Annotated in this window: 31 protein-coding genes and 1 tRNA gene; 17 read left to right on the top strand and 15 right to left on the bottom strand. The window is 70.9% G+C overall.

The genetic code is table 11. The features are described 5' to 3' along the window. Positions 1-137: 137 nt before the first annotated feature. On the bottom strand, positions 138-1094 hold the full coding sequence (locus E3328_RS11965; protein WP_135364876.1) for a succinylglutamate desuccinylase/aspartoacylase family protein: 957 nt from the start codon (positions 1092-1094) through the stop codon (positions 138-140). Positions 1095-1223: 129 nt separating this feature from the next. Here E3328_RS11965 and E3328_RS11970 point away from each other — a divergent pair, with 129 nt between their 5' ends. The 6 genes from E3328_RS11970 to E3328_RS11995 all read left to right on the top strand — a co-directional run bounded on the left by E3328_RS11970 (position 1224) and on the right by E3328_RS11995 (position 5555). Further along, on the top strand, positions 1224-1559 hold the full coding sequence (locus tag E3328_RS11970) for a DUF7536 family protein (RefSeq protein WP_209452196.1): 336 nt from the start codon (positions 1224-1226) through the stop codon (positions 1557-1559). Positions 1560-1921: 362 nt separating this feature from the next. Beyond that, entirely contained in the window at positions 1922-3058 is a 1137-nt protein-coding gene (gene citZ, locus E3328_RS11975) for a citrate synthase (protein WP_135364877.1), read from the top strand. Between the two features lie 72 nt (positions 3059-3130). Beyond that, positions 3131-4216, top strand: a complete 1086-nt coding sequence (locus tag E3328_RS11980) for a threonine synthase (RefSeq protein ID WP_135364878.1) — start codon at positions 3131-3133, stop codon at positions 4214-4216. Positions 4217-4258: 42 nt separating this feature from the next. Beyond that, positions 4259-4558 carry an antitoxin VapB family protein gene (locus E3328_RS11985; protein WP_135364879.1) on the top strand — a complete coding sequence of 100 codons (300 nt, stop codon included), beginning with the start codon at positions 4259-4261 and terminating at the stop codon, positions 4556-4558. Beyond that, complete coding sequence (locus E3328_RS11990; RefSeq protein ID WP_135364880.1) at positions 4555-4959, top strand: type II toxin-antitoxin system VapC family toxin; 405 nt, start codon at positions 4555-4557, stop codon at positions 4957-4959. Before E3328_RS11985 ends, E3328_RS11990 begins: the two co-directional genes overlap by 4 nt. Continuing rightward, positions 4959-5555, top strand: a complete 597-nt coding sequence (locus tag E3328_RS11995) for an NUDIX hydrolase (protein WP_135364881.1) — start codon at positions 4959-4961, stop codon at positions 5553-5555. Before E3328_RS11990 ends, E3328_RS11995 begins: the two co-directional genes overlap by 1 nt. Before the next feature lies 1 nt (position 5556). Here E3328_RS11995 and E3328_RS12000 read toward each other — a convergent pair whose 3' ends face one another. Continuing rightward, entirely contained in the window at positions 5557-5781 is a 225-nt protein-coding gene (locus E3328_RS12000) for a hypothetical protein (RefSeq protein WP_135364882.1), read from the bottom strand. 184 nt (positions 5782-5965) lie between these two features. Here E3328_RS12000 and E3328_RS12005 point away from each other — a divergent pair, with 184 nt between their 5' ends. The 7 genes from E3328_RS12005 (at position 5966) to E3328_RS12035 (ending at position 10067) form a co-directional block, all read left to right on the top strand. Next, positions 5966-6382, top strand: coding sequence for a VOC family protein (locus tag E3328_RS12005; RefSeq protein WP_135364883.1), 417 nt, complete (start codon positions 5966-5968; stop codon positions 6380-6382). 100 nt (positions 6383-6482) lie between these two features. Next, the gene (locus E3328_RS12010; protein ID WP_135364884.1) at positions 6483-6824 is read left to right on the top strand and encodes a glutaredoxin family protein; all 342 of its coding nucleotides are present in this window, start codon (positions 6483-6485) and stop codon (positions 6822-6824) included. Positions 6825-6923: 99 nt separating this feature from the next. Continuing rightward, positions 6924-7457 carry a DUF8162 family protein gene (locus tag E3328_RS12015; protein WP_135364885.1) on the top strand — a complete coding sequence of 178 codons (534 nt, stop codon included), beginning with the start codon at positions 6924-6926 and terminating at the stop codon, positions 7455-7457. A 79-nt stretch (positions 7458-7536) separates the two neighbouring features. Then, positions 7537-7914 (top strand): Rid family detoxifying hydrolase, encoded by a 378-nt coding sequence (locus tag E3328_RS12020; protein WP_135364886.1) that lies wholly within the window; start codon positions 7537-7539, stop codon positions 7912-7914. After that, positions 7914-8204 carry a DUF7981 family protein gene (locus E3328_RS12025; protein ID WP_246023004.1) on the top strand — a complete coding sequence of 97 codons (291 nt, stop codon included), beginning with the start codon at positions 7914-7916 and terminating at the stop codon, positions 8202-8204. The genes E3328_RS12020 and E3328_RS12025 overlap by 1 nt, the downstream gene beginning before the upstream one ends. A gap of 27 nt (positions 8205-8231) precedes the next feature. After that, positions 8232-8312: transfer RNA gene (locus tag E3328_RS12030), tRNA-Ser, on the top strand. A 366-nt stretch (positions 8313-8678) separates the two neighbouring features. Further along, positions 8679-10067, top strand: a complete 1389-nt coding sequence (locus E3328_RS12035; RefSeq protein ID WP_135364887.1) for an outer membrane protein assembly factor BamB family protein — start codon at positions 8679-8681, stop codon at positions 10065-10067. Position 10068: 1 nt separating this feature from the next. Here the strand turns inward: E3328_RS12035 and E3328_RS12040 are convergent, their stop codons facing one another. The 3 genes from E3328_RS12040 to E3328_RS12050 form a co-directional block, all read right to left on the bottom strand. Then, positions 10069-11259 (bottom strand): MFS transporter, encoded by a 1191-nt coding sequence (locus E3328_RS12040; protein ID WP_135364888.1) that lies wholly within the window; start codon positions 11257-11259, stop codon positions 10069-10071. Positions 11260-11341: 82 nt separating this feature from the next. Further along, a complete protein-coding gene (locus E3328_RS12045; protein WP_135364889.1) occupies positions 11342-11992 on the bottom strand; it encodes a DUF7998 family protein in 651 nt (216 codons plus the stop codon). A gap of 104 nt (positions 11993-12096) precedes the next feature. After that, complete coding sequence (locus E3328_RS12050; RefSeq protein WP_135364890.1) at positions 12097-12333, bottom strand: DUF2249 domain-containing protein; 237 nt, start codon at positions 12331-12333, stop codon at positions 12097-12099. A 176-nt stretch (positions 12334-12509) separates the two neighbouring features. Here E3328_RS12050 and E3328_RS12055 point away from each other — a divergent pair, with 176 nt between their 5' ends. Then, positions 12510-12923, top strand: a complete 414-nt coding sequence (locus E3328_RS12055) for an SRPBCC family protein (RefSeq protein ID WP_135364891.1) — start codon at positions 12510-12512, stop codon at positions 12921-12923. Positions 12924-12930: 7 nt separating this feature from the next. Here E3328_RS12055 and E3328_RS12060 read toward each other — a convergent pair whose 3' ends face one another. Continuing rightward, positions 12931-14202 carry a tRNA(Ile)(2)-agmatinylcytidine synthase gene (locus tag E3328_RS12060; protein WP_135364892.1) on the bottom strand — a complete coding sequence of 424 codons (1272 nt, stop codon included), beginning with the start codon at positions 14200-14202 and terminating at the stop codon, positions 12931-12933. A 142-nt stretch (positions 14203-14344) separates the two neighbouring features. On the opposite strand from E3328_RS12060, the gene E3328_RS12065 reads away from it, so the two are divergent. Next, positions 14345-15313 carry a transcriptional regulator gene (locus E3328_RS12065; RefSeq protein ID WP_135364893.1) on the top strand — a complete coding sequence of 323 codons (969 nt, stop codon included), beginning with the start codon at positions 14345-14347 and terminating at the stop codon, positions 15311-15313. Positions 15314-15354: 41 nt separating this feature from the next. Here E3328_RS12065 and E3328_RS12070 read toward each other — a convergent pair whose 3' ends face one another. Then, positions 15355-16008 carry a CRISPR-associated protein Cas4 gene (locus E3328_RS12070; RefSeq protein ID WP_135364894.1) on the bottom strand — a complete coding sequence of 218 codons (654 nt, stop codon included), beginning with the start codon at positions 16006-16008 and terminating at the stop codon, positions 15355-15357. Between the two features lie 657 nt (positions 16009-16665). Next, positions 16666-17265, bottom strand: a complete 600-nt coding sequence (locus E3328_RS12075) for a conditioned medium-induced protein 4 (RefSeq protein ID WP_135364895.1) — start codon at positions 17263-17265, stop codon at positions 16666-16668. A 199-nt stretch (positions 17266-17464) separates the two neighbouring features. Between E3328_RS12075 and E3328_RS12080 the strand changes: the two genes are divergently transcribed. Continuing rightward, entirely contained in the window at positions 17465-19630 is a 2166-nt protein-coding gene (locus E3328_RS12080; protein ID WP_135364896.1) for a heterodisulfide reductase-related iron-sulfur binding cluster, read from the top strand. A 13-nt stretch (positions 19631-19643) separates the two neighbouring features. On the opposite strand, the gene E3328_RS12085 is transcribed toward E3328_RS12080, so the two are convergent. From E3328_RS12085 to E3328_RS12105, 5 genes are all read right to left on the bottom strand, one after another. Then, positions 19644-20084, bottom strand: coding sequence for a type II toxin-antitoxin system VapC family toxin (locus tag E3328_RS12085; protein WP_135364897.1), 441 nt, complete (start codon positions 20082-20084; stop codon positions 19644-19646). Further along, positions 20081-20407: a hypothetical protein gene (locus E3328_RS12090; protein ID WP_135364898.1), complete on the bottom strand. Its 327-nt coding sequence runs from the start codon at positions 20405-20407 to the stop codon at positions 20081-20083. The genes E3328_RS12085 and E3328_RS12090 overlap by 4 nt, the downstream gene beginning before the upstream one ends. A 78-nt stretch (positions 20408-20485) precedes the next feature. Next, positions 20486-21079 carry a uracil-DNA glycosylase gene (locus tag E3328_RS12095; protein ID WP_135364899.1) on the bottom strand — a complete coding sequence of 198 codons (594 nt, stop codon included), beginning with the start codon at positions 21077-21079 and terminating at the stop codon, positions 20486-20488. Positions 21080-21133: 54 nt separating this feature from the next. Next, a complete protein-coding gene (locus tag E3328_RS12100; protein ID WP_135364900.1) occupies positions 21134-21739 on the bottom strand; it encodes an endonuclease dU in 606 nt (201 codons plus the stop codon). Continuing rightward, positions 21736-21918, bottom strand: coding sequence for a DUF5786 family protein (locus E3328_RS12105; RefSeq protein ID WP_135364901.1), 183 nt, complete (start codon positions 21916-21918; stop codon positions 21736-21738). Before E3328_RS12105 ends, E3328_RS12100 begins: the two co-directional genes overlap by 4 nt. A gap of 420 nt (positions 21919-22338) precedes the next feature. Here E3328_RS12105 and E3328_RS12110 point away from each other — a divergent pair, with 420 nt between their 5' ends. Then, positions 22339-22752, top strand: a complete 414-nt coding sequence (locus E3328_RS12110) for a hypothetical protein (RefSeq protein WP_135364902.1) — start codon at positions 22339-22341, stop codon at positions 22750-22752. Here the strand turns inward: E3328_RS12110 and E3328_RS12115 are convergent, their stop codons facing one another. Both E3328_RS12115 and E3328_RS12120 read right to left on the bottom strand, forming a co-directional pair. Next, positions 22753-23145 (bottom strand): type II toxin-antitoxin system VapC family toxin, encoded by a 393-nt coding sequence (locus E3328_RS12115; RefSeq protein ID WP_135364903.1) that lies wholly within the window; start codon positions 23143-23145, stop codon positions 22753-22755. Beyond that, the gene (locus tag E3328_RS12120) at positions 23146-23382 is read right to left on the bottom strand and encodes an antitoxin VapB family protein (protein ID WP_135364904.1); all 237 of its coding nucleotides are present in this window, start codon (positions 23380-23382) and stop codon (positions 23146-23148) included. Positions 23383-23480: the final 98 nt, after the last annotated feature.

Below are 23480 nucleotides of genomic sequence, written 5' to 3' on the forward strand. Positions count from 1 at the left end.
GCAAGCATTCGGCGCGGAGCGCCGGTTCACCGGAATCGAGCGAAGCGAGATTCCGGCTTTTTCACCCATGTTTTTGCCGCCGGGGTTCCCGCAGGCGCGCTCCGCGCGCCGAGGAGACCCCGGTGGAAAAAGATGGTCTAGTAGCTGTCCACGTCGGTCCCGACCGAACAGACGTACTCGCCGGTGGCGACCTGGGGGAGCCGGCGGGCGCGCCAGAAGACGCCCGAGGAGTCGGCGGTGACGGTCTCCTTGACGCCGCCGAAGGTGTCGGTGACCTCGAAGAGGGTGTCGCCGCGGGAGACGCGCTGGCCGAGTTCGGCCTGCATGGAGACGAGGCCGCCGGCGGGGGCGCCGTACTGCTCGAAGCCGCTGGCGCGGGTCTGCGGGGACAGGTCGACCGAGCCGTCGGCGAACCCGTAGTAGGAAAGGACGTTGAACACGCCCTCGACGCCGGCCTGGATGGACTCCTCGTCCCAGCCGACACACCCCCCCAATTCGGGGTCGATAGTGGGGATGCCCTCGTCGGGGGCCGCCCGGGCCAGCTGGCCGTCGGGGCCCTTCTGGTCGAGGACGTAGCCGCAGTCGAAGACCTTCGCGAGTTCGAGGCAGGCGTCGTGGAGGCGGTGCCGTTTCCCGCAGCGGACGCGACACTCGTCGATCATCCGGGAGGTCGACCCCTGGTGGAGGTCGAGGATCAGGTCGGCGCGGCGGGCGGCCTCGAAGGTGGCGGCGGCGATGCGTTCGGTGGAGGTGCCCGTCTCGTCGCCGGGGTAGGCGCGGTTGGTCTTGGTGTCGTCGATGGGGTTGCGGTGTTCGGCCACCTGGAAGGCGTGGTAGTTGACGACCCCGACGACGAGGATCGTCCCCGACAGCTCGGCGGGGTCGAGCTGGGGGACGACCCGCTGTACGACGCCGACGCCGTTGAGCTCGTCGCCGTCGCTGGCCGCCTGCATGTAGAGCGTGTCACCGTCGCCCGCGCCGTTGATGACCGCGACCGGGAGCCCCACCTCCGTCCCGTCGCGCGTCTCGCCGACCGACAGGCGCCCCGTGTCCATCTCGCCGGGGGCCGCCTGGGCCGTACCGAGCGTCGTCATTACCAACACTGCGGGACCGCCCGTTCTTTAGCGGTTCGGTGTCTCCCGGCCGCCGGGACCGGCGCCGCCGCGGCGCTCCGCCTCGCCCGGGCGTCGCGGCGGCCGTCGATCGACGCGACTTTGCCGGTCGTGGCCCAACGGACGGACATGGCCGGCGACCGACCGGACCGCGACGCCGCTCCGCCCGGGGCAGCCGACGCAGTCCCGGCAGAAGCCGCCGACGCGGACAGCGGCAAGGCCGCCTTCGTCGCCGCGCTCCGGGTCCGCCGCAACGCCAAGTGGGGCCTGGCTGCCGGCCTCGCGCTCGCGCTCGCGGCGTTCGTCCTGTTCGTCGCCCTCCCCGGGTCGCGGCGCTCGCCCGCGCTGTACGTCGGTCTCGGGTTCGTCCTCGCGATGTCGACGGCCGGCCTCGTCGCCTTCCTCCTGACGCTGGGCCGGGCCGTCCGCCTCTCGCGGCGGCTGTGACCGCTCTCCCCGACGCGACCGTCTCACTGCGCCAGACCGCCCCGACGACCCGCCAGATGCCCGTAAATCGACCCCGAACCGCCGCGAAACCGGTCCGTGCGACCGGTCCGGCCCGCCGCAACACGGGCGTTCGCGAGAATCGAACATCTCCGGCTCTCGTCGCCGCGATAACGACGATCGACGAAACATATATCGACGACTGGATCGCTGGTTCGTCGGGGGCTGCGGTTCGGAGGGCGGCGATCCGTGTGCGGTGTCGCGATCGCGGCGGTGTACGTTCGTCCAGTGAACGTTCGGTGATTCCGTACGCGTCCACCGGAGAACGGTAACCCTTTTGGCCGGTCCAGGCGAACGAGTGGGGTATGACCGACGAGCTACGGAAGGGCCTCGAGGGCGTGCTCGTCGCCGAGTCCGATCTCAGCCAGATCGACGGCGACGAGGGGCGACTCATCTACCGCGGCTACGCGATCGAGGACCTCGCAAGACACGCGAGTTACGAGGAGGTCATCCACCTGCTGTGGCACGGCGAGCTGCCCGACGCCGACCGCCTCGACGCCTTCACCGACTCGATGGTCGCCGAGCGGTCGGTCGACGAGGACGTGCTCGAGACGGTGGGCCAGCTGGCCGCCGCCGACGAGAACCCCATGGCCGCGCTCCGCACGGCCGTCTCGATGCTCTCGGCGTACGACCCCGACGCCGGCGAGCCCGCCACCGACCGCGAGGCGACGCTCCGCAAGGGCCGGCGCATCACCGCCAAGATCCCCACGATCCTCGCCGCGTTCACCCGGATGCGCGACGGCGACGACCCCGTCGAGCCCCGCGAGGACCTGAGCCACGCCGCCAACTTCCTCTACATGCTCAACGGCGAGGAGCCCGACGACGTGCTCGCGGAGACGTTCGACATGGCGCTGGTCCTCCACGCCGACCACGGGTTCAACGCCTCGACGTTCTCCGCCATCACCACCGCCTCGACGCTCTCGGACCTGCACAGCTCCGTCACCTCGGCCATCGGGACGCTGAAGGGCCCGCTGCACGGCGGCGCCAACCAGGACGTGATGGAGATGCTCAAGGAGGTCGACGAGAGCGACCGCGACCCCGTCGGCTGGGTCGAGAAGGCCCTGGACGAGGGGCGGCGCATCTCCGGGTTCGGCCACCGCGTCTACAACGTCAAGGACCCCCGCGCGAAGATCCTCGGCGAGCGCTCCCAGGAACTCGGCGAGGCCGCGGGCACCCCCAAGTGGTACGAGTACTCCACCAAGATCGAACAGTTCATGGCCGAGGAGAAGGGCCTGGCGCCCAACGTCGACTTCTACTCGGCGTCGACGTACTACCAGATGGGCATCCCCGTCGACATCTACACCCCCATCTTCGCGATGAGCCGCGCCGCCGGCTGGATCGCCCACGCCGCCGAGTACGTCGAGGACAACCGCCTGATCCGCCCGCGCGCCCGCTACACCGGCCCCGAGGACCTCGAGTTCCCCGATCTCGACGAGCGGTAGCGCGGCCCCGACCGGAGTGAACGAGCCGCCGCGACCGACACCTTCTGGACCGCCCGCGTCGATAGTTCCCCCATGCTCACCTGCGGCGACTGCGGCCGCGAGTACGCCGACGGCGCCGACGCCCCCTGGCGCTGCGAGTGCGGGGGCCCACTGGACTACGCCGACCGGCCCCTGCCCGACGCCGATACCCCACCCGACCACCTCGACCGCGACCGCGGCCTCTGGGCGTTCGAACCGTTCCTCGATACCGAACGCGCGGTCACGCTGGGCGAAGGGTGGACGCCGGTCGTCGACGCGCCCGCGTGGGACGCCGCCTTCAAACTCGAATCGGTGTTCCCGACCGGGAGTTTCAAGGACCGCGGTGCGGCGCTGACGATATCGCGAGCGGCCGGGCTCGGCGTCGACCGGGTCCTCGAAGACTCCTCGGGCAACGCCGGCCTCGCCATCGCGACCTACGCCGCCCGCGCGGGCGTCGACGCCGAGATCTACGTCCCGGCCGAGGCCAAACCCGGCAAGCTCCGGGCCATCGAGCGGACCGGCGCCGACGTGGTCCGCGTCGAGGGTACCCGGGGCGACGTGACCGACGCCTGCGTCGAGGCGGTCGAACGCGGCGAGGGCTGGTACGCCAGCCACGCCTGGAACCCCGCGTTCTTCCGCGGGACGGCGACGTTCGCGCTCGAACTCGCCGCCCAGCGGGGCTGGGAAGTCCCGGACGCCGTCGTCACGCCGCTGGGCCACGGGACCCTCTTTCTCGGCGCCTACCGCGGCTTCCGGGCGCTCCGCGAGGCCGGCTGGACCGACGGGATGCCGCGGCTGCTCGGCGCGCAGGCGACCGGGGCCGCGCCGGTCGCCGACGCGCTCGGCCGGGATGCACCCGACAACGCGCCCTCGAACACCGCCGCCGACGGCATCCAGATCCGCGAGCCCGCCCGGCTGGACAGGATCCTGGCGGCCGTCGAGGAGACGGACGGCGACGCGGTCGCGGTCGGTCCGGAGGCCACCGAGCGCGAACACGACCGCCTCGCCCGGGCAGGCTTCCACGTGGAGCCGACTTGCGCGACAGCCACGGCGGCCCTGGCCGACTACCGCGAGCGTGGCGTCCTTGCGCCGGACGACGACGTGGTCGTCGCGCTCACCGGGACGGGACTGAAGGGATGAACCGACCGAACGATTTTGTGTCTGTGTGCACAAACACAATACATGGGAACGAAGACGATCGGGCTCGACGACGAGGCCTACGAGCGACTCAGCGCCGAAAAGCGCGAGGGTGAGAGCTTCAGCGACGTGGTCAAGCGAGTGACCGAAGCGGTTCGGACCGACTGGCGACGGGGCTTCGGGAAGTACGAGGACGCGGACGGCGAACGACTGGAGCGGGCGGCCCGGGAGAGTCGGGAACGCCGCGGGGCAGGACTCGCGGCCAGGCAGTCCGACGTGTTCGACGCGCTGGCCGGTGAGGGCGACGAGAGTCCGCGACGGGACGACGACGAGGGCGACGCGTGAAGCTGCTCGACACGACGTTTCTGGCCCACTACTACCGCGGCGACGCCCGCATCGAGTCGTTCCTCGAAGCCCACGAGGACGAGGAGGATCTGGTCACCTCGACGGTCAACGTCGAGGAGATCGCCGTCGGTGTTCACGCCGTCGAAAACGATCCGTCGCTTGAGTCGATCCTCGCGGAGCTGGGCTGGCTCACCGTCTTCCCGTTCAGTCCGGACGACGCGTTCGCCGCCGCCGGGATCGAGGCGGACCTCCACGCGGACGATACCGTCGCGCAGGACCGGATCAACGCGCTGGCTGGCGACGTGTTGATCGCGGGCGTCGCCGAGAACCGCGGTGCGACGGTCGTCACCGAGAACGTCGACGACTTCGAGGCGCTCGGCGTCCCGGTCGAATCCTACTGATGACCAAGCGCAAAGCCGACTACTGTCCGTACTGCGGGACCGCGCTGGAGACGGCGGTCTTCGAGGGGCGGGACCGCCGATACTGTCCCGACTGCGAGGAGATAATCTTCCAGAACCCGACGCCCGGGGGGAGCGTCGTCGTCCTCGACAGCGGGGGACGGAGTGCCCCGGGCAGTGCGGCGAAGCCACAGGATGGCGACGCGGCGCTGCTGATCGAGCGCGCCAACGAGCCCCATCGGGGCGCCTGGGCGGTCCCCGGCGGGATCCTCGAAGTCGACGAGTCCGCCCGCGCCGGCGCCGCGCGCGAACTCGAAGAGGAGACCGGGCTGGCGGTCGACCCCGACGCGCTCGAACTCGTCCGCACCGACTTCACGGTCGCCGACCCGGCCGACGGTTCGTATCTCTCGGTCTGTTTCGCCGTCGAGCGGGCCGCGACGACGGGGTCGCTCGACCCCGGTCCGGAGGCCGCCGACGCGCGCTGGTGGCCGTTCGCGGAGCTGTCGGCCACCGACGCCTGGATCCGCTCGGTCGACCGCCGGCGGGTCGAGGCCGCCGTCGACCGGCTGCGGGACGGTTCGGTTCGCTTCGGCGAGTGAACTACCGCCACAGCTCCCGCTCGACGACGGCGTCGGTGTCGACCGACAGCCGCGTCTCGGCGACGCCGTCGTACTCCGGGGCGGCGGAGTAACAGATGTACCGCTCGCTGTCGTCGCTGCGCGTCCGGACGACCGCCGGGAGCACGTCCGCGGGCGCGGCGGCCGGCGGCGGCGGCGGCCCGACGATGACTCTCCCGTCCGGCGGGTCGGAGTGTTCCTCTCGCACGACCGGGCCTACGCCGTCCCCGATCATTGTTACGGGTCAGTTACCGGCGATCAGGGGCGTATAACCGCTGATTCGGCCGTCCCTACCGGCCCGGAGGGTCGACCCCGTCTCGCCGGAGTTCGATCGGTTCGGGCGCCCGCTCGGGACCGACACCGTTTCGGCGCTGGCCCGCGCCCACCCGCCCATGACCGGAAGCGTCCACCACACCGGAACGACCGTCGCCGACCTGGACCGGGCCGTCGAGTTCTACACCGAGGTCTTCGATCTCGAAGTCCTCGCCGAGTTCGAATCGTCGGGCGAGAACTTCTCCCGGGGCGTCGGCGTCGAGAACGCCACCGGTCGGTTCGCCCACCTCGACGGCGACGGCACCCGCGTCGAACTCGTCGAGTACGACCCGGAGGGTGGCGAGGCCGTCGCCGAGGCCGTCAACGACCGCGGCGCCAAACACCTCGGCTTCGGCGTCGACGACGTGGAGGCCTTCTACGAGGGACTACCCGACGACGTGGAGACCGTCAGCGAACCCCAGACCTCCTCGACCGGCACGACGATCCTCTTCCTCCGCGACCCCGAGGGCAACCTGATCGAGGTCCTCGACGCGTAGACGCCGGCCACGCCGACCGGCCACCTGCATCGCGATCGGGACGGCGACTGCGACCCCGCCCGTCGCAAGAGGTATCCACGAGGGGACCCAGACCACGGGTATGACGTTCCAACCCGACGAGGGCCTCCCGCAGGAGGAGGTCGACCAGCGCGTCGACGAGGCCATCGAGGACAACGAGGTCGTGCTGTTCATGAAGGGCACGGAGATCATGCCCCAGTGCGGCTACTCCGACCGCGCGCTGACGCTGCTCAAACAGTACCGCGACGACGTCGAGGTCGTCGACACGCTGGAGTCGCTCGACGAGTTCCGCGCCGCGCTCGAACGCCACAGCGACCGCGAGACCATCCCCCAGACGTTCGTCGACGGCGACTTCGTCGGCGGCAGCGACATCCTCAAACAGCTCGACGAGCGGGGCGACCTCGAACCGAAACTGACCGCCTGACCGCCTGGCTGCCCGACCGCGAGACCGTCGGTTCACCGGCGAACCGAACCCGTTAGTTCCTCCACAAGACCTTTCTCGGGAGTGGACGCACCCGCCCGCATGGTCCCTCTCCCGCCGTTCGCGGATCCGTCACCGGCGTCCCCGGTACCGACGGCGGTGGCTCCGCCGTTGTTCGCCTCCCCGGTCGACGAGATCGTCGACACGTTCTACGGACTGGCCTTCCTCCTCGCCGTGTTCGTCGCGGCCGGCGTCGGGCTGGCGGCGCTGTGGCTCCCGTTCCTGATATCCCGGCGCGTCCGTGCGCTCTTCGCGGTCGGCCCGCTGGGCCACTGGGCGGCGAACTACGGGCTGGCCTTCCTCGCGCTGGCGACGCTACAGGTATCGTTCCTGTTCGCGGCGCTGACGAACGCCCCCAGCGACGACGCCGTCGCCACTATCGTCATCTTCACCGGCCCGCTCATCGCGCTGGCCTGCTGGGCCGTCGCCGCCTTCGGCCTCCCCGCGCTCGGCTACGACTGGCTCGAAGACCCCGTGGTCACGCGCGCCCTGCTGTTCGCCGGCGCCGTCTGGTACGCCGTCGTGACGACGGTCCCGCCGTTCGTCGCGATGGTCTTCTACTATCTGCCGACGTAAGACCGGGCCCCGCCGGTGGCACACCGTCGCCCGTCCGCTCGTCACCGAGTTTAAGCCGCTCGCGGTCGCCCCTCCCGGTATGAAGCGCATCGTCAGCACCGACGCGGCGCCCGCGGCCGTGGGCGCGTACAGCCAGGCGACCGAGACCGACGATCTGGTCTTCACCGCGGGCCAGATCCCGCTGACCCCTGACGGCGAACTCTTAGACGACGCCGCCATCGACGTCCAGACTCAGCAGGCGCTGGAGAACGTCGAGGCCGTCCTCGACGAGGCGGGCGCGGGCATGGCGGACGTGCTGAAGGTGACGGTCTATCTCGACGACATCGACGACTTCGACGGGATGAACGACACCTACGAGACCTTCTTCGACGACGAGCCGCCCGCCCGCAGCGCCGTCGGCGTCGACGAACTCCCCAAGGGCGTCGGCGTCGAGATCGAGGCCATCGCGACGAAGTGATGGCCGACGAGGCGGACTCCCCCGGCGACCGCGCGTCCGACGAGCGCCCGGACGCGGCGGCGACGGCTCCGCGAGAACCGCTGGTCGCCCCCGCCGCCAAGTCGAGCCTGCTGTGGGGGCTGGTCGGCGGGCTCTCCTTCCTCGTGCTCGCGCAGGGCTACGAGCTCCTCGGCGACCTGGGCGTCGGGTTCGCGCCGAAACTCGGGGTCGCCGCGGTCGTCGCCGTCGCCGCGGCGACGGCGACCCACCTGACCCGGGACCGGCTGCCGACCGAGAACGAAAGCCCTTAACCACCCGACCGCGGTATTTCCACCTGAGCCAGGATGGCCGAACGGTAAGGCGCACGCCTGGAAAGCGTGTTCCCTTTGGGATTCTGGGTTCAAATCCCAGTCCTGGCGCTTCTGACGCGAACAACTTCGGCGAGCACCTCGTGTGCTCGCCATCGTGAGCGCGCGAACTGTCTCTGACCGGGATTTGAACCCCTGGAAGTCGCAGCCCCGGAACGGCCCGGAGGGCCGCACGCCCGGAACGTCTTCCTCCGGTTCAAATCCCAGTCCTGGCGTACCACCTTTTTCCGACGGGGGTGTCCTCGCGCCGCGGAGCGGCGCTGCGGGCACCCCCGCCGCAAAAACGTGGGCGAAAAAGGCCGAGCGCGCTCCGCGCGCTCGGTGGAAACCGCGCTCGCTGCGCTCGCGCGGTACAGTGGCGGCGCTCGTCTCCACGCCCCCACAAGACCTATTGTTTCGGTTGGGTGTTGTCGGAACATGGATAGACGCTCGTTTTGCCGGCGGCTGGCCGCACTCGGTGGTACTTTCGGCCTGGCCGGCTGTCTGAGCCGGCCGGACGAGCCGGGGACGGCGACGGCGCCGAGGGCTGCCGGGGGGACCGACGCGACGGAAACCGCGACGGCCACGGACGCCGAGGCGACGGACGAGCCGACGGACAGTGACGCGGCCGAGACGACGGCGTCCGGAGATGCCCAGGCGTCGGACGCGCACTGGCCGACGTTCGGGGGTGACGACGGACACACCGGGTACCGCCCGGACGGCGCGGGGCCGGTCGACGGGCGGATCGCGTGGTCAGCGATCGGCGACGCGCCGACGGTCCTCTGTCCGCCGACGGTCGCCGACGGCGTCGTCTACACCGGGAGCGCGGCGGACGCGGTCCACGCCTTCGACGCGGAGACGGGCGAGGCCCGCTGGGAGTTCCCCACGAGCAGCTACGTCGAGACGGCGCCGACGGTCCGCGACGGGCGCGTCTACACGGCCGACGCCGACGGCGTCGTCTACGCGCTGACGACCGACGGCGAAGCGGCCTGGCGCCACGAGACCGAGCAGAACCTCCACAGCAGGACGCTCGCAGTCCGCGACGGGACCGTCTACGTCGGAACCGCGGGGAACATGCCGATGGTAGTCAGCGGCGACACGGACAAGTCGAAGGCCGGCAAAGTCCTCGCGCTCGACGCCGACTCCGGCGAGGAGCTGTGGTCGTTCGAGGGGCCGGAGGACTGGTTCACCGGCCCGGCGCTCGGCGACGGGCGGGTCTACGTCGGCAACCACACCGGCGAGGTGTTCGCGCTCGACGCGGCCAGCGGCGAGGAACGCTGGTCCCGGTCGGCGACCGCGGCCGAGGACGACAGCGCGACCGTCCTCGTTCCGCCGACGTACGACGACGGCTCGGTGTACGTCGCCGTCCACGCCGCCGGACGAGTCGCCGCGCTCGACGCCGAATCGGGAGAGCCGGAGTGGCGGGTCTCGCTCCCCGAAGCGAACGTCAAGTCCTCGCCGGCGGTGACCGACGACCGGGTGTTCGTCGCGTCGTACGGCTACCGCGGCGCCGCGCTGACCGGCGGGGAGACACCTACGGCGGAGGAATCCGGCACGGTGGGCGTCCTCTCGGCGCTCGACCGCGCGGACGGGAGCGAGGACTGGACCCACGAGACCGACCACGACTTCCGCTCGTCGCCCGCCGTCGCCGGCGACCGCGTCTACGTCGGCGGCGGGGACGGCGTCCTGGCCGTCGCTCGCGACGATGGGACCGAGCGGTGGCGCGTGACCTTCGACGACTACGTCGACTCCTCGCCCGCCGTCGCGGCCGGCCGGCTGTTCGTCGGCTCGGCGGACGGCTCGCTCTACTGCGTCGCCGAGGAATGAATCACTCCACGAACGTCGCGGTCCGGCCGATGTCCAGCCGCAGGAAGACCGGCAGCGTCGCGGCGGCGACGACGATCTCCAGGCCGCCGGCGACGAGGAACGCCTCGGGGTAGCCGTAGGCGCTCGCGACGCCCCCGCCGACGACGACGCCGGCTAGGAAGCCCAGGCTACCGAAGACGTTGAACCCGGCCATCGCGACGCCGCGCTCGGTGTCGGCGGCGAGGTCGGTCACAAGCGCCATCGTCGCCGGCGACATCAGCGCACCCAGGATACCGACGGCGAGCATCCCGGCGCCGGCGAGCGCGACCGTCGGCGCGCGGCCGACGCCGATCACGACCAGGCCGTAACACGCCGACCCGGCGACGATGGGCACCGTCCGCCCCACCTTGTCCGAGAGGATGCCCATCGGGTACTGCAGGAGGGCGAAGGGGGCGAAAAAGAGGGCGAGCATCAGCCCGGTGGCGCCGGGGCCGAGGCCGAACGCCGACCGGAAGTAGAGGGTGCCGACGAGGGCGAAGAAGCCGGCCGTGAGGCGGTCGAGGAAGCCGAAGGCGTAGGGGACGGCCAGCGTCGGCGTCCCGCGGAGGCTCGCGACTGCGCGGGCCAGCGAGTCGCGCTCGCCGTCGGGCGCGCGGTCGTCGACCGCCAGCGCGAGGGCGGCCACGGCCGCCAGCAGCGCGCTCGCGAGATAGAGCGGGACGAACGGGCCGACCTCGTAGAGCTGGCCGCCGAGCGGGGCGCCCAGCGCGGTGCCGCCGCCGATGGCCGCGCCGGCGGCGGCCATGTTCCGGCCGTGGCCGCCCTCCAGGTCCATCAGCATCGTCATCGCCAGCGAGAAGGCGCCGATAGTCGCTGCGCCCTGGGCCGCGCGGACGACCAGCACGCCCTCGAAGGAGAGGCTGGTGAACCCCGGGAGGACGGCGAGCGCGAGATAGCCCGCCGACCCCCCGAGCGCGCCGGCGGCGATGAAGGGCGTCCGCCGGCCGGCGCGGTCGCTGGCGGCGCCCCAGACGCCGGCGAAGGCGACGAACGCCGCGAACTCCGCCGCGAGGAACCACATGCTCGCGTCGAGGTCCGTCGTCGCGCCGAGCGCGCCGACCAGCCGGTCGACGCCCGGGTACAGCAGCACCTGCGCGAGCAGGACGGCGAACACCATCGCCGCGAGCCAGGCGCGGTCGCGCGAGCCCGTCATCGACCGGGGCTAAGGGACCAGTGGGATATCCTACTGTCGGAACCGATGCGACGGAAGGGTCCGTATCGGAGGCCGCGCCCGCTCAGAACGGCGCACGGGACCCGTCGCGACCCGCCGACCCCGGGACGGCGTCGTCGTCGAACCCGTCGCCGGGGGTTCCGGCGTCGCTCCCGTCGTCGGGGTCGGGTAGCTCCCCGGTCTCGACGAGCGTCGCCTCCATGTCCCGGAGCGCGGCGTTGATCTGACTCGCGCGCTGGTGCATCGGCGCGACGCGGACCCGCACGAGGTCGAACTCGTGGCGGTCGGCCAGGCCGTTCCAGGCGCGCAGCGACCCCCTGGTGAGCGTGTCGCTCTGCGGGCAGAAGGCGGTCGTCGGCGTGAACTCCGCCCGCAGGACGCGGGCCGGCTCGTCCCCCTCGCGTCCCGACCCGTCTGGCGTCGGCAGGTCGTCGTCGACCGCCTCTGCCCGCTCGACGGCGTAGCGGTACCCCGCGTCGGGGTGGCGCTGGTCGTTGTTCAGCCGCGCGAGGTTGTAGCCGAAGGTCATGTCGTAGACCGCCCGCTCCTCGAACAGTTCGCGCGCCAGCCGGTGGACCGCGAGGTGCTCGCGGCCGTCGAGCACGTCGTGCTCGGCGAGGAAGTCACCGGGCGCCGGCGCGTGCCCGGGGACGAACTCGTCGTAGGGGTCGAAGGTGTCGTCGCTCCCGCCGAACGGCGACGGAACGTTGACCATACCGACAGTCGGGTCGCTATCCCGCTATGTCCCGTCCCGAACTTGTTCGCCCCCTCCCGGAGGAGCGAGCGTGCGGGGGCGACTGGCCGCGTGCAGGCGCGCCGTCACTCGGCGGGGGTGATGTAGACGTGGAACTCGTCGTCGGCGACGCGCTCGGTCTCGTGGTCGAATCCGCGGTCGTCGAGCACGTCGTACAGCGGCTCCGGCTCGAAACTGTTGACGAGTTCGAGGGTCCCCTCCACCGGGAGGTCGTCCAGCGCGGCCATGATGTCGCCGAACGGTTCGCCGTCGATCTCCCGGGCGTCGAGCGTCCGCGTCGCCTCTCTCGATACGTCGGCCATACCCGTACTTGCGGGTCCGCGGGCGAGCGCGTTGTCCCGAAGACGTTCGGGCGGGTCGTCGCCGCCTGGGAGCCGACGCCGCGGTCGGTCGGGTCGCGCGGTTCGGGCCGCGAGCGGCGACCTCGCCGAACCGGTGCGGCGTGACACTGACGGGGCTGGAGCGTGTCCGGACGCGTATGCAGACGGTCACGGTCTCGCGACGAGTCGACGCCCCGCCCGAGCGCGTGCGCGACGCGATGGGGGACCTGGAGGCGTTCATGCTCGCCGCCGGATTCACCGAGGTGACCGTCGACGGCGACGACATGCACCTGGAGAACCAGGTCGGGCTCGCCACGGTGACGCTCGACCTGCGCCTGGTCGACACCGAGGCCGACCTGGCCTACGAGCAGGCCGAGGGCTTCTTCGAGACGATGGACACCGAGTACCGCGTGGAAGCCGTCGACGGCGGCTCGGAGGTCACGGCGACGACCGACTTCGAACTCGACGTGGCGCTCGTCGGGCAGGTGCTCGACGCGACCGTGATCAAGCGCCAGCGACGCCACGAGCTGGAGTCGCAGTTCGACTGGCTGGAAGCGCAGTTCGCGGAGTGAGCCGGGTCTATCGCTCGGGGTGGACGGGCGCGTCGAACCCGCCGCGGACGAGCGGTTTCGCGACGTGCCGGCGGGCGCAGGGCGGCACCTCGTACCACCCGAGTTCCAGGTCGCGCTCGACGGGGGCATCGACCTTGCCGTCGGCGCTCGTCCCGCAGTCCCGGCAGCGGTATCCCTGGCCGGCGCCCGCCGACCCCATCGACCGGCCACACTCCGGGCACTCCGGGTTCGCCGGTTCGGTCCGCACCAGTTCCCTGACCGCGAACTTCTCCAGTTTCAGCGTCCCGTCGCTCAGCTCCCCGCAGACGGTCAGCCGGTCGCCAGGGCGCAGCGCCCGCACGCGGTCACGGAACCGCTTCGTGGGCTCGAAGGCGGCGATCTCGGCGGTCTCGCCGTCGTCGCTCCGCAGGGCGGTGAACACGTGGCCGCCCTCCCGGGTCTCCGGGTCGGCGACGACCTCGCCGTCGACCCGGTAGGCCCGTCCGTCGGCGGCGCTCCCGAATCCGTCGACCTGCCGCAGGTGGGCGTCGGTCCCCTGGTTGGTGACGAACAGCGCCCGGCTCGCGACCGGTTCGCCGTCGATTGCCCTCGCCACGGACCGCACCGTCTCGGCGTCGTCGCCGCGGATCCCGTGGAGGATCGGGCAGGGCGTCCGCGGGGCGCAGACGGGGTAGCTCTCGCCCCGGTCCACGGTGTCCCATGCGTCCGGGTAGGCGCGCCCGGCGGCGGCGAACACCGACTCCTCGTTCACGTCCCGCTCGGTCCCCCAGCGGTCGCGCTCGCGGTAGGAGATACACTCGAAGGTCCACTCGTCGAAGGCCCGCCACGCGCCCACGGCGGCCAGCGCGCCGACCCGGCCGCGGCCGTTGCCGGCGTGGGCACTCCGGTAGCCCGCCTCCGCGGCCAGGTCGACCGCGTCGTCGATCCCGTGGTAATCCCGCACCGCCGCCCGCGCGAACGCGGCCACCTCCTCCGGGACCGCACCGGGGTCGCCCGGCGCGACGACGACGCCCGGATTCGTCCGGGGGTCCGCGGTCTCGGCCAGGTCGAGGTGGTCGCGGGCGAGTTCGAGCGCGCGGTCGGCGTCGAGGTCGGTGTGGACGGCCAGCGCGGCGTTACCCCGGGTCTTGTGCTCGACGCCGGGATTGAGCCGTACCAGCAGGCGCCGCTCGACGGTTCCACCCACGTCTTCGATCCGCTCGGCGAGGGTGGCGGCGACGAAGGTGGTACACATCCCGCGCTCGCGGGAATCCGTGTCGTCGAGCCCGATGACGGTCACACGGGCCATAACGCGAGGGCGGGCAAACGGGTTTCGACCGGGAAATTCTATATCAATCTATCGGTCGGCGTGAAAAAACGGGAGGCACGGCGGGTCTACGGGGGCACAACGCATATATGCGAAGACCTACTTACCTCACACCATGTCACGGTCGGCACTGGTCGGCAACGTCACCGCGATGTTGGAGGACGCGGGCTTCGTGGTGAGCGAGCGCTGCGCCATCCGGCCGAAGAGCTTCGACGTCGCGGCCCGCCGCGGGGAGGAGGTCCTCCTCGTGAAGATCCTCGGCAACATCGACGCGTTCGACGGCCACACCGGCGCCGAGATGCGCCGCCTCGGGAAGTACCTGGGCGCCACGCCGCTGGTCATCGGCCTGCGCACCCGCGACGAGGAGCTCAAACCGGGCGTCACCTACTTCCGCCACGGCGTCCCGGTGCTCTCGCCCGACACCGCCATGGATCTCTTCGTCGAGGAGGTCCCGCCGCTCATCTACGCGGCGCCGGGCGGCCTCTACGTCAACATCGACAGCGAGGTGCTCGCGGACGCCCGCGAGGACCGCGACTGGTCGCTCGGCCGCCTCGCCAACGAGCTCGGCGTCTCCCGGCGGACCGTCTCGAAGTACGAGGACGGCATGGACGCCTCCGTCGAGGTCGCCAGCCAGCTGCAGGAACTGTTCGACGCGCCGCTCACGTCGCCCGTCGAGGTGCTCGACGGCGCCGAGGAGGTCCGCGAGGACGAGGAGACCCCCGACGACCCCGAGGTCGACCCCGAGGACGAGCCCATCGTCGCCGTCCTCACCCGCGTCGGCTTCGACGTCCACCCGACGGACCGGGCGCCATTTAAGACCGTCAGCGAGAACGAGCGCCGCGAGGAGGAGATGCTGACGGGCCACTCGGAGCTCACCAAGACCGCAGAGAAGCGCGCCCGCATCATGTCCTCGGTCGGGCGGGTCACCCGGACCCGGTCGGTGTACGTCGTCGACCGCGCCACCCGCGAGTCCGTCGAGGGCACCGCCATCGTCGAGGAGGCCGAGATGGAGAACATCGAGGAGGCCGACGAACTCCGGGACATCATCCGCGAGCGGGCCGACCCCGAGGGCAGTTCCGCGTGACCGCCTCTCCCTGAAGGCGCCCGTTCGGCCCGTGCCCCGTCTCACAACATGGACTTCAGCGACCGCGTCGTCACGCCGCACTGGCCCTGGTACTCGCATGGCGAGCACTTCTCGCGGTTCGCGGTCCGGGAGGGCGGGCCGTCGACGGCGGCGGCGGTGCGGACGGCCGAGCGATAGGTCGCTTTCCGGCGCGTCGTGAGCGGTACCTCGCGGACGACGCCGAAGGCGGGGTACTCGGCGAAGGCGGTCTCGACGGTCGTCTCGCGCTCCCAGGCCAGCGCCTTCGCGGCGGCGACCAGCCGGACGGTCTGTGGCTCCCAGACCCCCTGTTCGGGCGGGGAGCCGGCGAACACCAGCGACGGCCGCGGCGGCCCGTCGAGCACCTTGTGCGCGACCCCGCGACACTCCCGCCCCTCCAGCAGCACCTCTCGGCCCGCGGGGTCGACCAGGTCGTCCCAGGCGTCGAGGCTCGCCCGCAGGCGGCCGAGCCGCGAGCGGTACTGCGTGGGCGTGATCTCGATCGGCGCGGCCTGGATCTCGGGGTCGGAGTCGAGCAGTTCGGGGTAGCGGAAGGCCAGGTCCCGGCGGGCGCGGACCTCCTGGGGGACATCCTCGTCGGCCGCCGGGTCGCGCCGGCGGTAGTAGAGCTTCCGCGGGCAGTACGCCGCCGTTGCCACGTCGCGGAACGTGTGCATACCCGGCGGTGGTCCCGCTTTCGGTCTTAAACTCTTGCGCCGCCATCTGTTTGCCACCCGGGTTTCCTCGTCGCTGCGCTCTCTGCGGGGAACCCGGTGGCAAAGACAGGGGTGAAAAGGCCGCTCGCGCCGCCGGCGCGAGCGGTGAACCGGTGCCGCAGGCGCCGGATGCTCAGTACAGGTTACGGCCGTTGCGTCGAGCGGTTGCGGTGCTGTTGGCGCGCGCTGTCGTCTCGGAATCGCTTGCGATTCCGATGGGCCGTCAGCGCTTGCTCTGACGTTGGCGGCCTCCGTGCCGCGACGGAACCGCGCGAGGTCTTCGTGAACTGTGTGAACGAAGGCTCGTCGGAGCTTGCTCCGACGGTGGATTCGCGACTCGCGGGTCGCGAATCGGCTGGGGAGGCCCGTGGCTGTCTGCGGTGTCGTGCGGGGCGGGCGCGGTGCCGAGCGGTGCTGTGCGGTCCCTGGTGGACTGAACGGGCGACCGCGAGCGCGCCGAGGGCGTTCAGCGCACACTATCGAGTGCGGTCGCGCTCGAAACACTTCCACGGCAGACCCACCAGAAACAACGACTCGACTCACACGCGAAACCCGTCAGTACGAGTCGGGCACGGGCTGAGGCTCCGATGCCGGAAAAATCGAGGTCGGTGCCGCCGCTCAGAACGACACGTCGGTCTCGATGTCCTCGGCGGCCTCGTCGAGGCCGTCCTCCTTGACGCTCTCGGTGAGCTGGCCCGAGATGGCGGCGTCGGTGAGGATCTCGTCGAACTCGGTCTGGTAGCGGTGGTTCGCGGCCCGGGCGGCGTCCTGGGCGTCGACGACGCGGCGGTAGTGGGCCAGCGTTGACTCCTCGACGCCGAACTCCTCGGCGAGCGCGGCGTCGCTCTCCTCGCGGCGGCGGCGCAGCTCGCAGATGTCGAACGGCGCCGCCGTGTCCGCCTCCCGGAACAGGTGCAGGTCCATGCGTGCGCGGAACACTTCCCCGGTCGAGATATCCAGGTCCTCGGCGATCGCCTCGTCGGACCTGTCGTCGTAGAACCCCCGGACGAGGGCGACGTACGTCTCCGTCCCCAGGTCGGAGTCGAACTCGTAGCGGTCGCCGAGCGCCTCGATTACCCCCCGCAGGCGCTCGCGGATGGTCGACTCGTCGGGCTGGTCCGCGATGGAGCCCCGCTGCTCCGCCTGGGTCTCCGTGACCGTCTCCTCGTCGGAAACGTCCATGAAGATGTCCCGCAGTTCCTCTGTCTTTTCGTCCATCTCCTGGGCCCCAGTCGAGGGCCGCACACCTAAATAATTGTTGACACCTGCGGCGAACGACCGGTCGGGGGGTACGACCCACCACCCCGAGGACCGGTACACTTCCGGGCGCGAAATCGACAAACGGGACGGCGGTTGTGAGCCGTTGTCGTGTGATTTCGTGGCAAGCTTTAAGCGCGGCGTGGCCCGCCTCTAGGGTATGCTCGTGCTCCAGGCGGAGGCGCCGACCCGCCCGACGTTCTGGGGGATCGGCCCCGTCGGGAAGGCGGCGTTCTACTACCTGGCCGCGGTCGCCATCGCCGTCTTCCTGCTGGGGTCGTACCGGCGGGTCGCCCGCTACGCCGAGGGCCGCGAGGACCCGCTGAACCGGCTCGACGACCTGCCCCGGCGAGTCGTCGACGCCGCGCGGGTCGTCCTCTCGAACCGGACGCTGCGCGACGGCGACCTCGTCGCCGGCCTCGCCCACGCCTTCGTCCTCTGGGGGTTCCTGACGCTGCTCATCGCGACCACGATCCTCGGCATCGACATGGACGTCTACGGCCCGCTGACCGGCGATTCGTTCTTCGTCGGCGACTTCTACCTCTCCTATTCGTTCGTCGTCGACGCGATGGGACTGCTCTTCGTCGTCGGGCTCGGCGTCCTGCTGTACCGGCGCTACGCCGCCCGCGACGGCCGCCTGTGGGGCCGCCACACCTCCGCCGAGGACGACCTCTTCGTCTGGGCGCTCTTCCTGCTGGGCGTCGGCGGCTACCTCACCGAGGGGTGGCGGATCCTCGGGCAGGGCTTCCCCGACTTCGAGACGGTGAGCTTCGTCGGCTGGGCGGTCGCCGTCGCGCTCGACGGCGTCGGGGTGACCCCCGCGATGGCCGAGGCGACCTACCCGCTGGTCTGGTGGAGCCACGCGATCCTCGCGCTGGCCTTTATCGCCGCCGTCCCGCTCGGGAAACCGTTCCACATGCTCGCCTCGGCCGCCAACGTCGTCGCCCGCGACGAGGACGCCGGCCGGCGGCTCCCCGGCGTCCCCGCCGACCTGGAGGCCACGAACGCCGAGTCCATCGACGACTTCACCTGGAAGGAGCTGCTCGACCAGGACGCCTGCACCAAGTGCGGCCGCTGCTCGGCGGCCTGCCCGGCGAAGGCCGCCGGCCGCCCGCTCGACCCGCGGGACGTGATCCTCGACCTCAAGAACTACCGCGAGGCCCGCGACGCCGGCGGTGAGAAAGTCGACATCGTCGCCGATGGGGGCACGTCTGTCATCGACGCCGCGACGATGGAGTCCTGCATGGCCTGCATGGCCTGCATGGACGCCTGCCCCGTCGAGATCGAACACCTCGACTCCTTTACCCGGATGAACCGCCAGCTCGTCGACCAGGGCGACCTCGACCGGAACGTCCAGGACGCCTTCCAGAACGTGATGCAGCAGGGCAACACCTTCGGCGAGTCCCAGCGCAAGCGGGCCGACTGGGCCGACGAACTGGACGCCGACCCGACCGACGCCCGCGAGGAGTCGGTCGAGTACCTCTGGTACGTCGGCGACTACCCGAGCTTCGACGACCGCAACCAGCGGGTGGCCCGCTCGCTCGCCCGCCTCTTCGAGCGGGCGGACGTGGACTACGGCATCCTGTACGACGACGAGGTCTACGACGGCAACGACGTCCGGCGGGTCGGCGAGGAGTTCCTCTTCGTCGAGCAGGCCGCGACCATGGTGAACGCCTTCGAGGACTGCGAGTTCGAGAAGGTCGTCTGCACCGACCCCCACGCGTTCAACACCTTCGACAACGAGTACCCCGAGGTCGACTTCGAGGAATTCGCCGACGACCCGATGCTGGAGGTGCCCGAGGAGAACTGGGACGGGGCGCCGGTCTTCCACTGGACGCAGGTCGTCGAGGACCTCGTCGACGAGGGCCGCCTGGGCCTGCGCGGCGACGAACTCGACTACACCGTCACCTACCACGACCCGTGTCACCTCGGCCGGTACAACGGCGAGTACGAGGCGCCCCGCGACCTGATCGAGGCGACCGGCTGCGAGCTGGCCGAGATGCCCAGGAACCGCGACGATTCGTTCTGCTGCGGCGGCGGTGGCGGCGGCCTCTGGATGGAGTTCGACGAGGACCCCAAGCCCAGCGAGGAACGCCTGCGGGAGGCCGTCGAGGACACCCCCGTCGGCCCCGCCGTCGAGAAGTTCGTCGTCGCCTGCCCGATGTGTACCACGATGTTCGAGGACGGCCGCAAGACCGGCGGCTTCGAGGACGAGATCGAGGTCGTCGACGTGGCCGAACTGCTGGTCGAGGCCGTCGAGGTGCGGGAGACGGGCGGCGTCGCGGGCGACGAGACGGGTCCCGCGGCGTCGCCGGCGGACGACTGAGACGCCGGGACAGTCACTCGCCCGAGAGCGACCGCGGGTCGACTCGGTCGACGACCCCGTCGAAGTCGTCGTCGACCGCGAGCACGTGGTCGACGTCGTGTGCTTCGACGAGCGCGACCGTCGTCGCGTCGGTGAAACTGAGCGGCTGATCGTCGTAGCGGCCGAACGCCTCGACCGCGAAGTCGAACTCCGCTCGGGAAACGAAGTGGAAGTCGACCGCGTCGGGGTATCCGTCCCGTCCCAGGATCCGATCCCCCACGGTCTTCGCCTCGTCGTACCTGCCGGTCCGTTTCCGCACGAGCGCGACGGCCTCGTCGTAGACGTATTCGCTCGTCAACGCCGGTCCGAACCGACCGCGCAACACGGCGTCGAACGCCGTTCTGGCGGGCTCGTGGCGGCTGCTCCCCTCGTTCTGCAGCGCGTAGTAGAGTCCGGTGTCGAGAAAGACGCTCATTCGTCGTCGAACTCGGACAGCGCTTCGTCCCCGTAGAGGACCTCGTCGATATCGTCCGCCGCCGTATCGATACCCCAGTCGCTCGTGCCCGCGAAGAACCGCTCGATCTCCGCCTCGGAGAGCCCCTCGAAGTCGTCGTCGACCGGGTCGCTCGCCTCCTCGCGAAACGAGTCGACCAGCGCCTCGCGGGACGCGAACTCCCGCTCGACCATCCGCTCGACGACGGCGCGCTCGGACACCGCACGGCCGGTCTCGCGCTCGATCTCCTCGCACAGCTCCCGGATCCGGGCCTTCGTCCGCTCGTCGACGGGAACCGACGCCATACCCGCGTGTTGCTCGCTTCCGCGGATAAACCTCCGCCGGGCCGTACTCGTCGAACTTCGCTTCGCGATTTACTCGCTTCAGAAGTCGCCGAGCCGGGACTGGCCGCTGGACTCGTCGGTGAAGTCGGCGGCCCGTTCGAGCGTCGAGGCGAACGTCTCGCGCTGGGAGGGGTCGTACAGCGTCGCCGCGGGGTGGACGCAGACCAGCACCCGCCGTCGCTCGCCGCCGATCTCGGCCTCCACGACGTCGCCGGCCTCGCTCGTGACCGCCACGTCCCGCTCCAGCAGGTGTTCGGCGGGGACCTTGCCGAGCGTGACGACCACCGCGGGGTCGACGCGGTCGATCTCCGTCTCCAGGTAGCCCCGGCAGTTCGAGCGCTCGTCGTCCGTCGGGTCGCGGTTGTCGGGCGGGCGACAGCGGACGCAGTTGGTGATGCGCACGTCGCCCCGGTCGAGGCCGGCGTCGCGGAGGCCGTCGTCCAGCACGTCGCCGCTGCGGCCGACGAACGGCTCGCCCTCCTCGTCCTCGTACCGGCCGGGCGCCTCGCCGACGAACAGCAGGTCCGCGTCCGCCGGGCCGACGCCGCTGACGATGCGACCCCGATTGTCGACCAGCTCGGGACAGCGCTCGCAGGCGACCACTTCGAGTCCGTCCATCTCGCCGTCGCTCATACCCGGGGGTCGCCGCCCGCGACCATAACCGGGTCGGTCTCGGCGACGGACGGGTCAGCGGTCGGCGTCGTCGCCCGCGCCGCCGTCGCCATCGCCGCCGCCCTCGCCGCCGACGAACCGCCGGTCGGCCGCGCGGGCGGCCAGGCGGGCGACTCGCAGCGGCTCCGGGCGACCGCCCTCGGGGGTGAACCCGCGGACGACGGCGGCGGCCTCGTCGGGGTCGAGGCCGGCGGCGCGGACGTAGACGGTCCCGTCGTCGAGTTCGACCGGGCGGCGCTCGGGCTGGCGGCGGTAGACGGCCAGCCGGTCGTCGAGTGCGTCACCGTCGAAGGCCTCCCGGAGCGGCCCTTCGAGCCCGTCGCTGTCCTCGAAGGCGACCGAGAGGACCGGGCGGTCGACGCGCTCGCGGATCTCCGGCAGGTCGAAGAGGTTGAACCACGCGGGCGCGACGCCCGCCAGCAGGAGGTACCGCGCGTCCTCGCGGTCGAGCCGGTCGACCAGCGAGACGACCGTCTCGGTGGCGTCGGTGCCGCCGACCGTGCAGGTGTCGAACGCGAGCCCGTCCACGACGCGGTTCGCGCGGACGACGGCAGCCGCCAGCGTGCTGTCCTCGCTCCGGTAGGATTCGGCCACCCCGATGGCGCGAACCCCGGGTTTCACGTGTTCTCTTTGATGTCCTGTAGCCTGTCGAGCAACTCGTCGTTCGACGCGTCGAACTCGTACTCGACGTCGCCGTCGTGTGTGTTCTCAGCCGTGTTGACGCCGTCGTCGTCGTCCTCGAGGTCGGCGTCTAACTCCTGATTCTCCTGTTCCGATTCGTCGTAGCTCCCGAACCCCATACACGTGATCGTTACACACTGATCGTGAAAAATCATACGCCGTACCCGGAGTAACCGGCAATTAACTGATCGAACATCGAGTGAGTCCCGTCAAACGAGACGGATACGCTCCGATCACCAGTTCAGCGAACGGGACAGAAGTTCTGGCGGCGATAACTGGACGGCCGTACCCCGAGACGCCACGGTACTGTGCCGGACGGTAGCTACCACGTATCGCCGGTGTCCGGGCCGTTCGGCGCTCGTGCGCGCAGTTCGTCGTTCGACTCCGACGGCTTCGACCACTGTTGTAGAATGGCCGATAGGTGGGCCGCGGAGGGGCCGGCCGAGCCGGTCGGTTCTCTCCGGGCGCTCGACGGACCGTCGATCGGCGCCGACATATCGGACAGATGATTTTTCACTCCGGGGTTCGTACCCGGCCGTATGAAGCGAACGACCCTCCATCGCGTACTCGCGCTCGCGCTCGGCGCCGCCACCGGGGGCGGCCTCTGGCGACTCGGGACCGAACTCGGCGTCGCCGCGGCCGGCGGGATCGCCCTGCTGGTGCTCGGGCTGGTCGCCTCGCGGCTCGTCCGCGACCATCCCGAGTTCACGAGCGCGAGCGGGAACTGGCGCGACAACAGGTGGAGCGCGGCCGGACAGGTGTTCGTGATCCTCGTCGCGTTCCAGGCGGTCTTCGCCGCCCCGGTCGAGTTCGCCGACGAGGTCGGCCTGCTCGTCGTCGTCCTCGGGACGTACATGGTCGGGTACGTCCTCGGCGGTCTGGACGCGCTGGAGCGTGGACGGGGAGCGGAGACACGTCAGTCGGCCGGTACCGCGGACCCCGCCGACGACTGATCAGTACGTCTCGACTTCGACGCCCGGCAGCCGCTCGAAGTCGTCGAGGTTGCGAGTGAGCACCGGTTCGTCGACGACGACCGCCGTCGCGCCGATGATCACGTCGCCGTCGGCCACGGGATCCCCGTCGGCAGCCAGTTCGCCGGCGAGGCGCCCGGCCTTCCGCATCACCGCCGTGTCGGCGGGATGGATCGGCTTCGACTCCAGCACCGTCTCGATCTCCTCGCGTTCGGCTTCCGACTGGTCCGCTCGGCCGACGCCGTAGTAGAGCTCGAACAGCGTCATCGAGGAGATCCGCTGCTGGACGAGGTTCGCTTCCAGTTCACGCGCCCGCTCGACGGCCGCCTCGCCCCCGTTCAGCAGATCGATGAGAAACGCGGTGTCGAGTAGCACTCACGACCCACCCAGCTCGTCGGCGACCGCTTCGAGGTCCCGGCTCCGGCGCTCGCGGCGCTCCTCGACGGCGTCCCGGACGGCGTCGGCTTCCTCGTCGGAGAGGACGCCCGCGATATCCAGCAGCGAGCGCTCGCCGGCCAGCCGGAGCACCACGTCCGAGAACGTCTCGTCCTCGCGCTTGTGCGCGGCGAGGCGCTCGTAGGCGTCCTCCGAGAGCCGGATGCTCTTGGACATGTGCATACAGTCGTATGCAGCGCGCAAAAAGCCCTTCGCCGCCCCGGCCGCTACTCGCCGTCAATCGGCCGATACTGGTCGCGCAGCCCCTTGAGATA

This window comes from Halosimplex halophilum (assembly GCF_004698125.1).
Lineage (GTDB): Archaea > Halobacteriota > Halobacteria > Halobacteriales > Haloarculaceae > Halosimplex > Halosimplex halophilum.

Excerpts from the sequence above, each read along its gene's own strand:
- E3328_RS11965 (WP_135364876.1), bottom strand. The coding sequence starts at position 1,094 with ATGACGACGCTCGGTACGGCCCAGGCGGCCCCCGGCGAGATGGACACG.
- citZ (WP_135364877.1), top strand. The coding sequence starts at position 1,922 with ATGACCGACGAGCTACGGAAGGGCCTCGAGGGCGTGCTCGTCGCCGAG.
- E3328_RS11980 (WP_135364878.1), top strand. The coding sequence starts at position 3,131 with ATGCTCACCTGCGGCGACTGCGGCCGCGAGTACGCCGACGGCGCCGAC.
- E3328_RS11985 (WP_135364879.1), top strand. The coding sequence starts at position 4,259 with ATGGGAACGAAGACGATCGGGCTCGACGACGAGGCCTACGAGCGACTC.
- E3328_RS11995 (WP_135364881.1), top strand. The coding sequence starts at position 4,959 with ATGACCAAGCGCAAAGCCGACTACTGTCCGTACTGCGGGACCGCGCTG.
- E3328_RS12005 (WP_135364883.1), top strand. The coding sequence starts at position 5,966 with ATGACCGGAAGCGTCCACCACACCGGAACGACCGTCGCCGACCTGGAC.
- E3328_RS12010 (WP_135364884.1), top strand. The coding sequence starts at position 6,483 with ATGACGTTCCAACCCGACGAGGGCCTCCCGCAGGAGGAGGTCGACCAG.
- E3328_RS12015 (WP_135364885.1), top strand. The coding sequence starts at position 6,924 with ATGGTCCCTCTCCCGCCGTTCGCGGATCCGTCACCGGCGTCCCCGGTA.
- E3328_RS12020 (WP_135364886.1), top strand. The coding sequence starts at position 7,537 with ATGAAGCGCATCGTCAGCACCGACGCGGCGCCCGCGGCCGTGGGCGCG.
- E3328_RS12025 (WP_246023004.1), top strand. The coding sequence starts at position 7,914 with ATGGCCGACGAGGCGGACTCCCCCGGCGACCGCGCGTCCGACGAGCGC.
- E3328_RS12035 (WP_135364887.1), top strand. The coding sequence starts at position 8,679 with ATGGATAGACGCTCGTTTTGCCGGCGGCTGGCCGCACTCGGTGGTACT.
- E3328_RS12040 (WP_135364888.1), bottom strand. The coding sequence starts at position 11,259 with ATGACGGGCTCGCGCGACCGCGCCTGGCTCGCGGCGATGGTGTTCGCC.
- E3328_RS12045 (WP_135364889.1), bottom strand. The coding sequence starts at position 11,992 with ATGGTCAACGTTCCGTCGCCGTTCGGCGGGAGCGACGACACCTTCGAC.
- E3328_RS12050 (WP_135364890.1), bottom strand. The coding sequence starts at position 12,333 with ATGGCCGACGTATCGAGAGAGGCGACGCGGACGCTCGACGCCCGGGAG.
- E3328_RS12055 (WP_135364891.1), top strand. The coding sequence starts at position 12,510 with ATGCAGACGGTCACGGTCTCGCGACGAGTCGACGCCCCGCCCGAGCGC.
- E3328_RS12065 (WP_135364893.1), top strand. The coding sequence starts at position 14,345 with ATGTCACGGTCGGCACTGGTCGGCAACGTCACCGCGATGTTGGAGGAC.
- E3328_RS12070 (WP_135364894.1), bottom strand. The coding sequence starts at position 16,008 with ATGCACACGTTCCGCGACGTGGCAACGGCGGCGTACTGCCCGCGGAAG.
- E3328_RS12075 (WP_135364895.1), bottom strand. The coding sequence starts at position 17,265 with ATGGACGAAAAGACAGAGGAACTGCGGGACATCTTCATGGACGTTTCC.
- E3328_RS12080 (WP_135364896.1), top strand. The coding sequence starts at position 17,465 with ATGCTCGTGCTCCAGGCGGAGGCGCCGACCCGCCCGACGTTCTGGGGG.
- E3328_RS12085 (WP_135364897.1), bottom strand. The coding sequence starts at position 20,084 with ATGAGCGTCTTTCTCGACACCGGACTCTACTACGCGCTGCAGAACGAG.
- E3328_RS12090 (WP_135364898.1), bottom strand. The coding sequence starts at position 20,407 with ATGGCGTCGGTTCCCGTCGACGAGCGGACGAAGGCCCGGATCCGGGAG.
- E3328_RS12095 (WP_135364899.1), bottom strand. The coding sequence starts at position 21,079 with ATGAGCGACGGCGAGATGGACGGACTCGAAGTGGTCGCCTGCGAGCGC.
- E3328_RS12105 (WP_135364901.1), bottom strand. The coding sequence starts at position 21,918 with ATGGGGTTCGGGAGCTACGACGAATCGGAACAGGAGAATCAGGAGTTA.
- E3328_RS12110 (WP_135364902.1), top strand. The coding sequence starts at position 22,339 with ATGAAGCGAACGACCCTCCATCGCGTACTCGCGCTCGCGCTCGGCGCC.
- E3328_RS12120 (WP_135364904.1), bottom strand. The coding sequence starts at position 23,382 with ATGTCCAAGAGCATCCGGCTCTCGGAGGACGCCTACGAGCGCCTCGCC.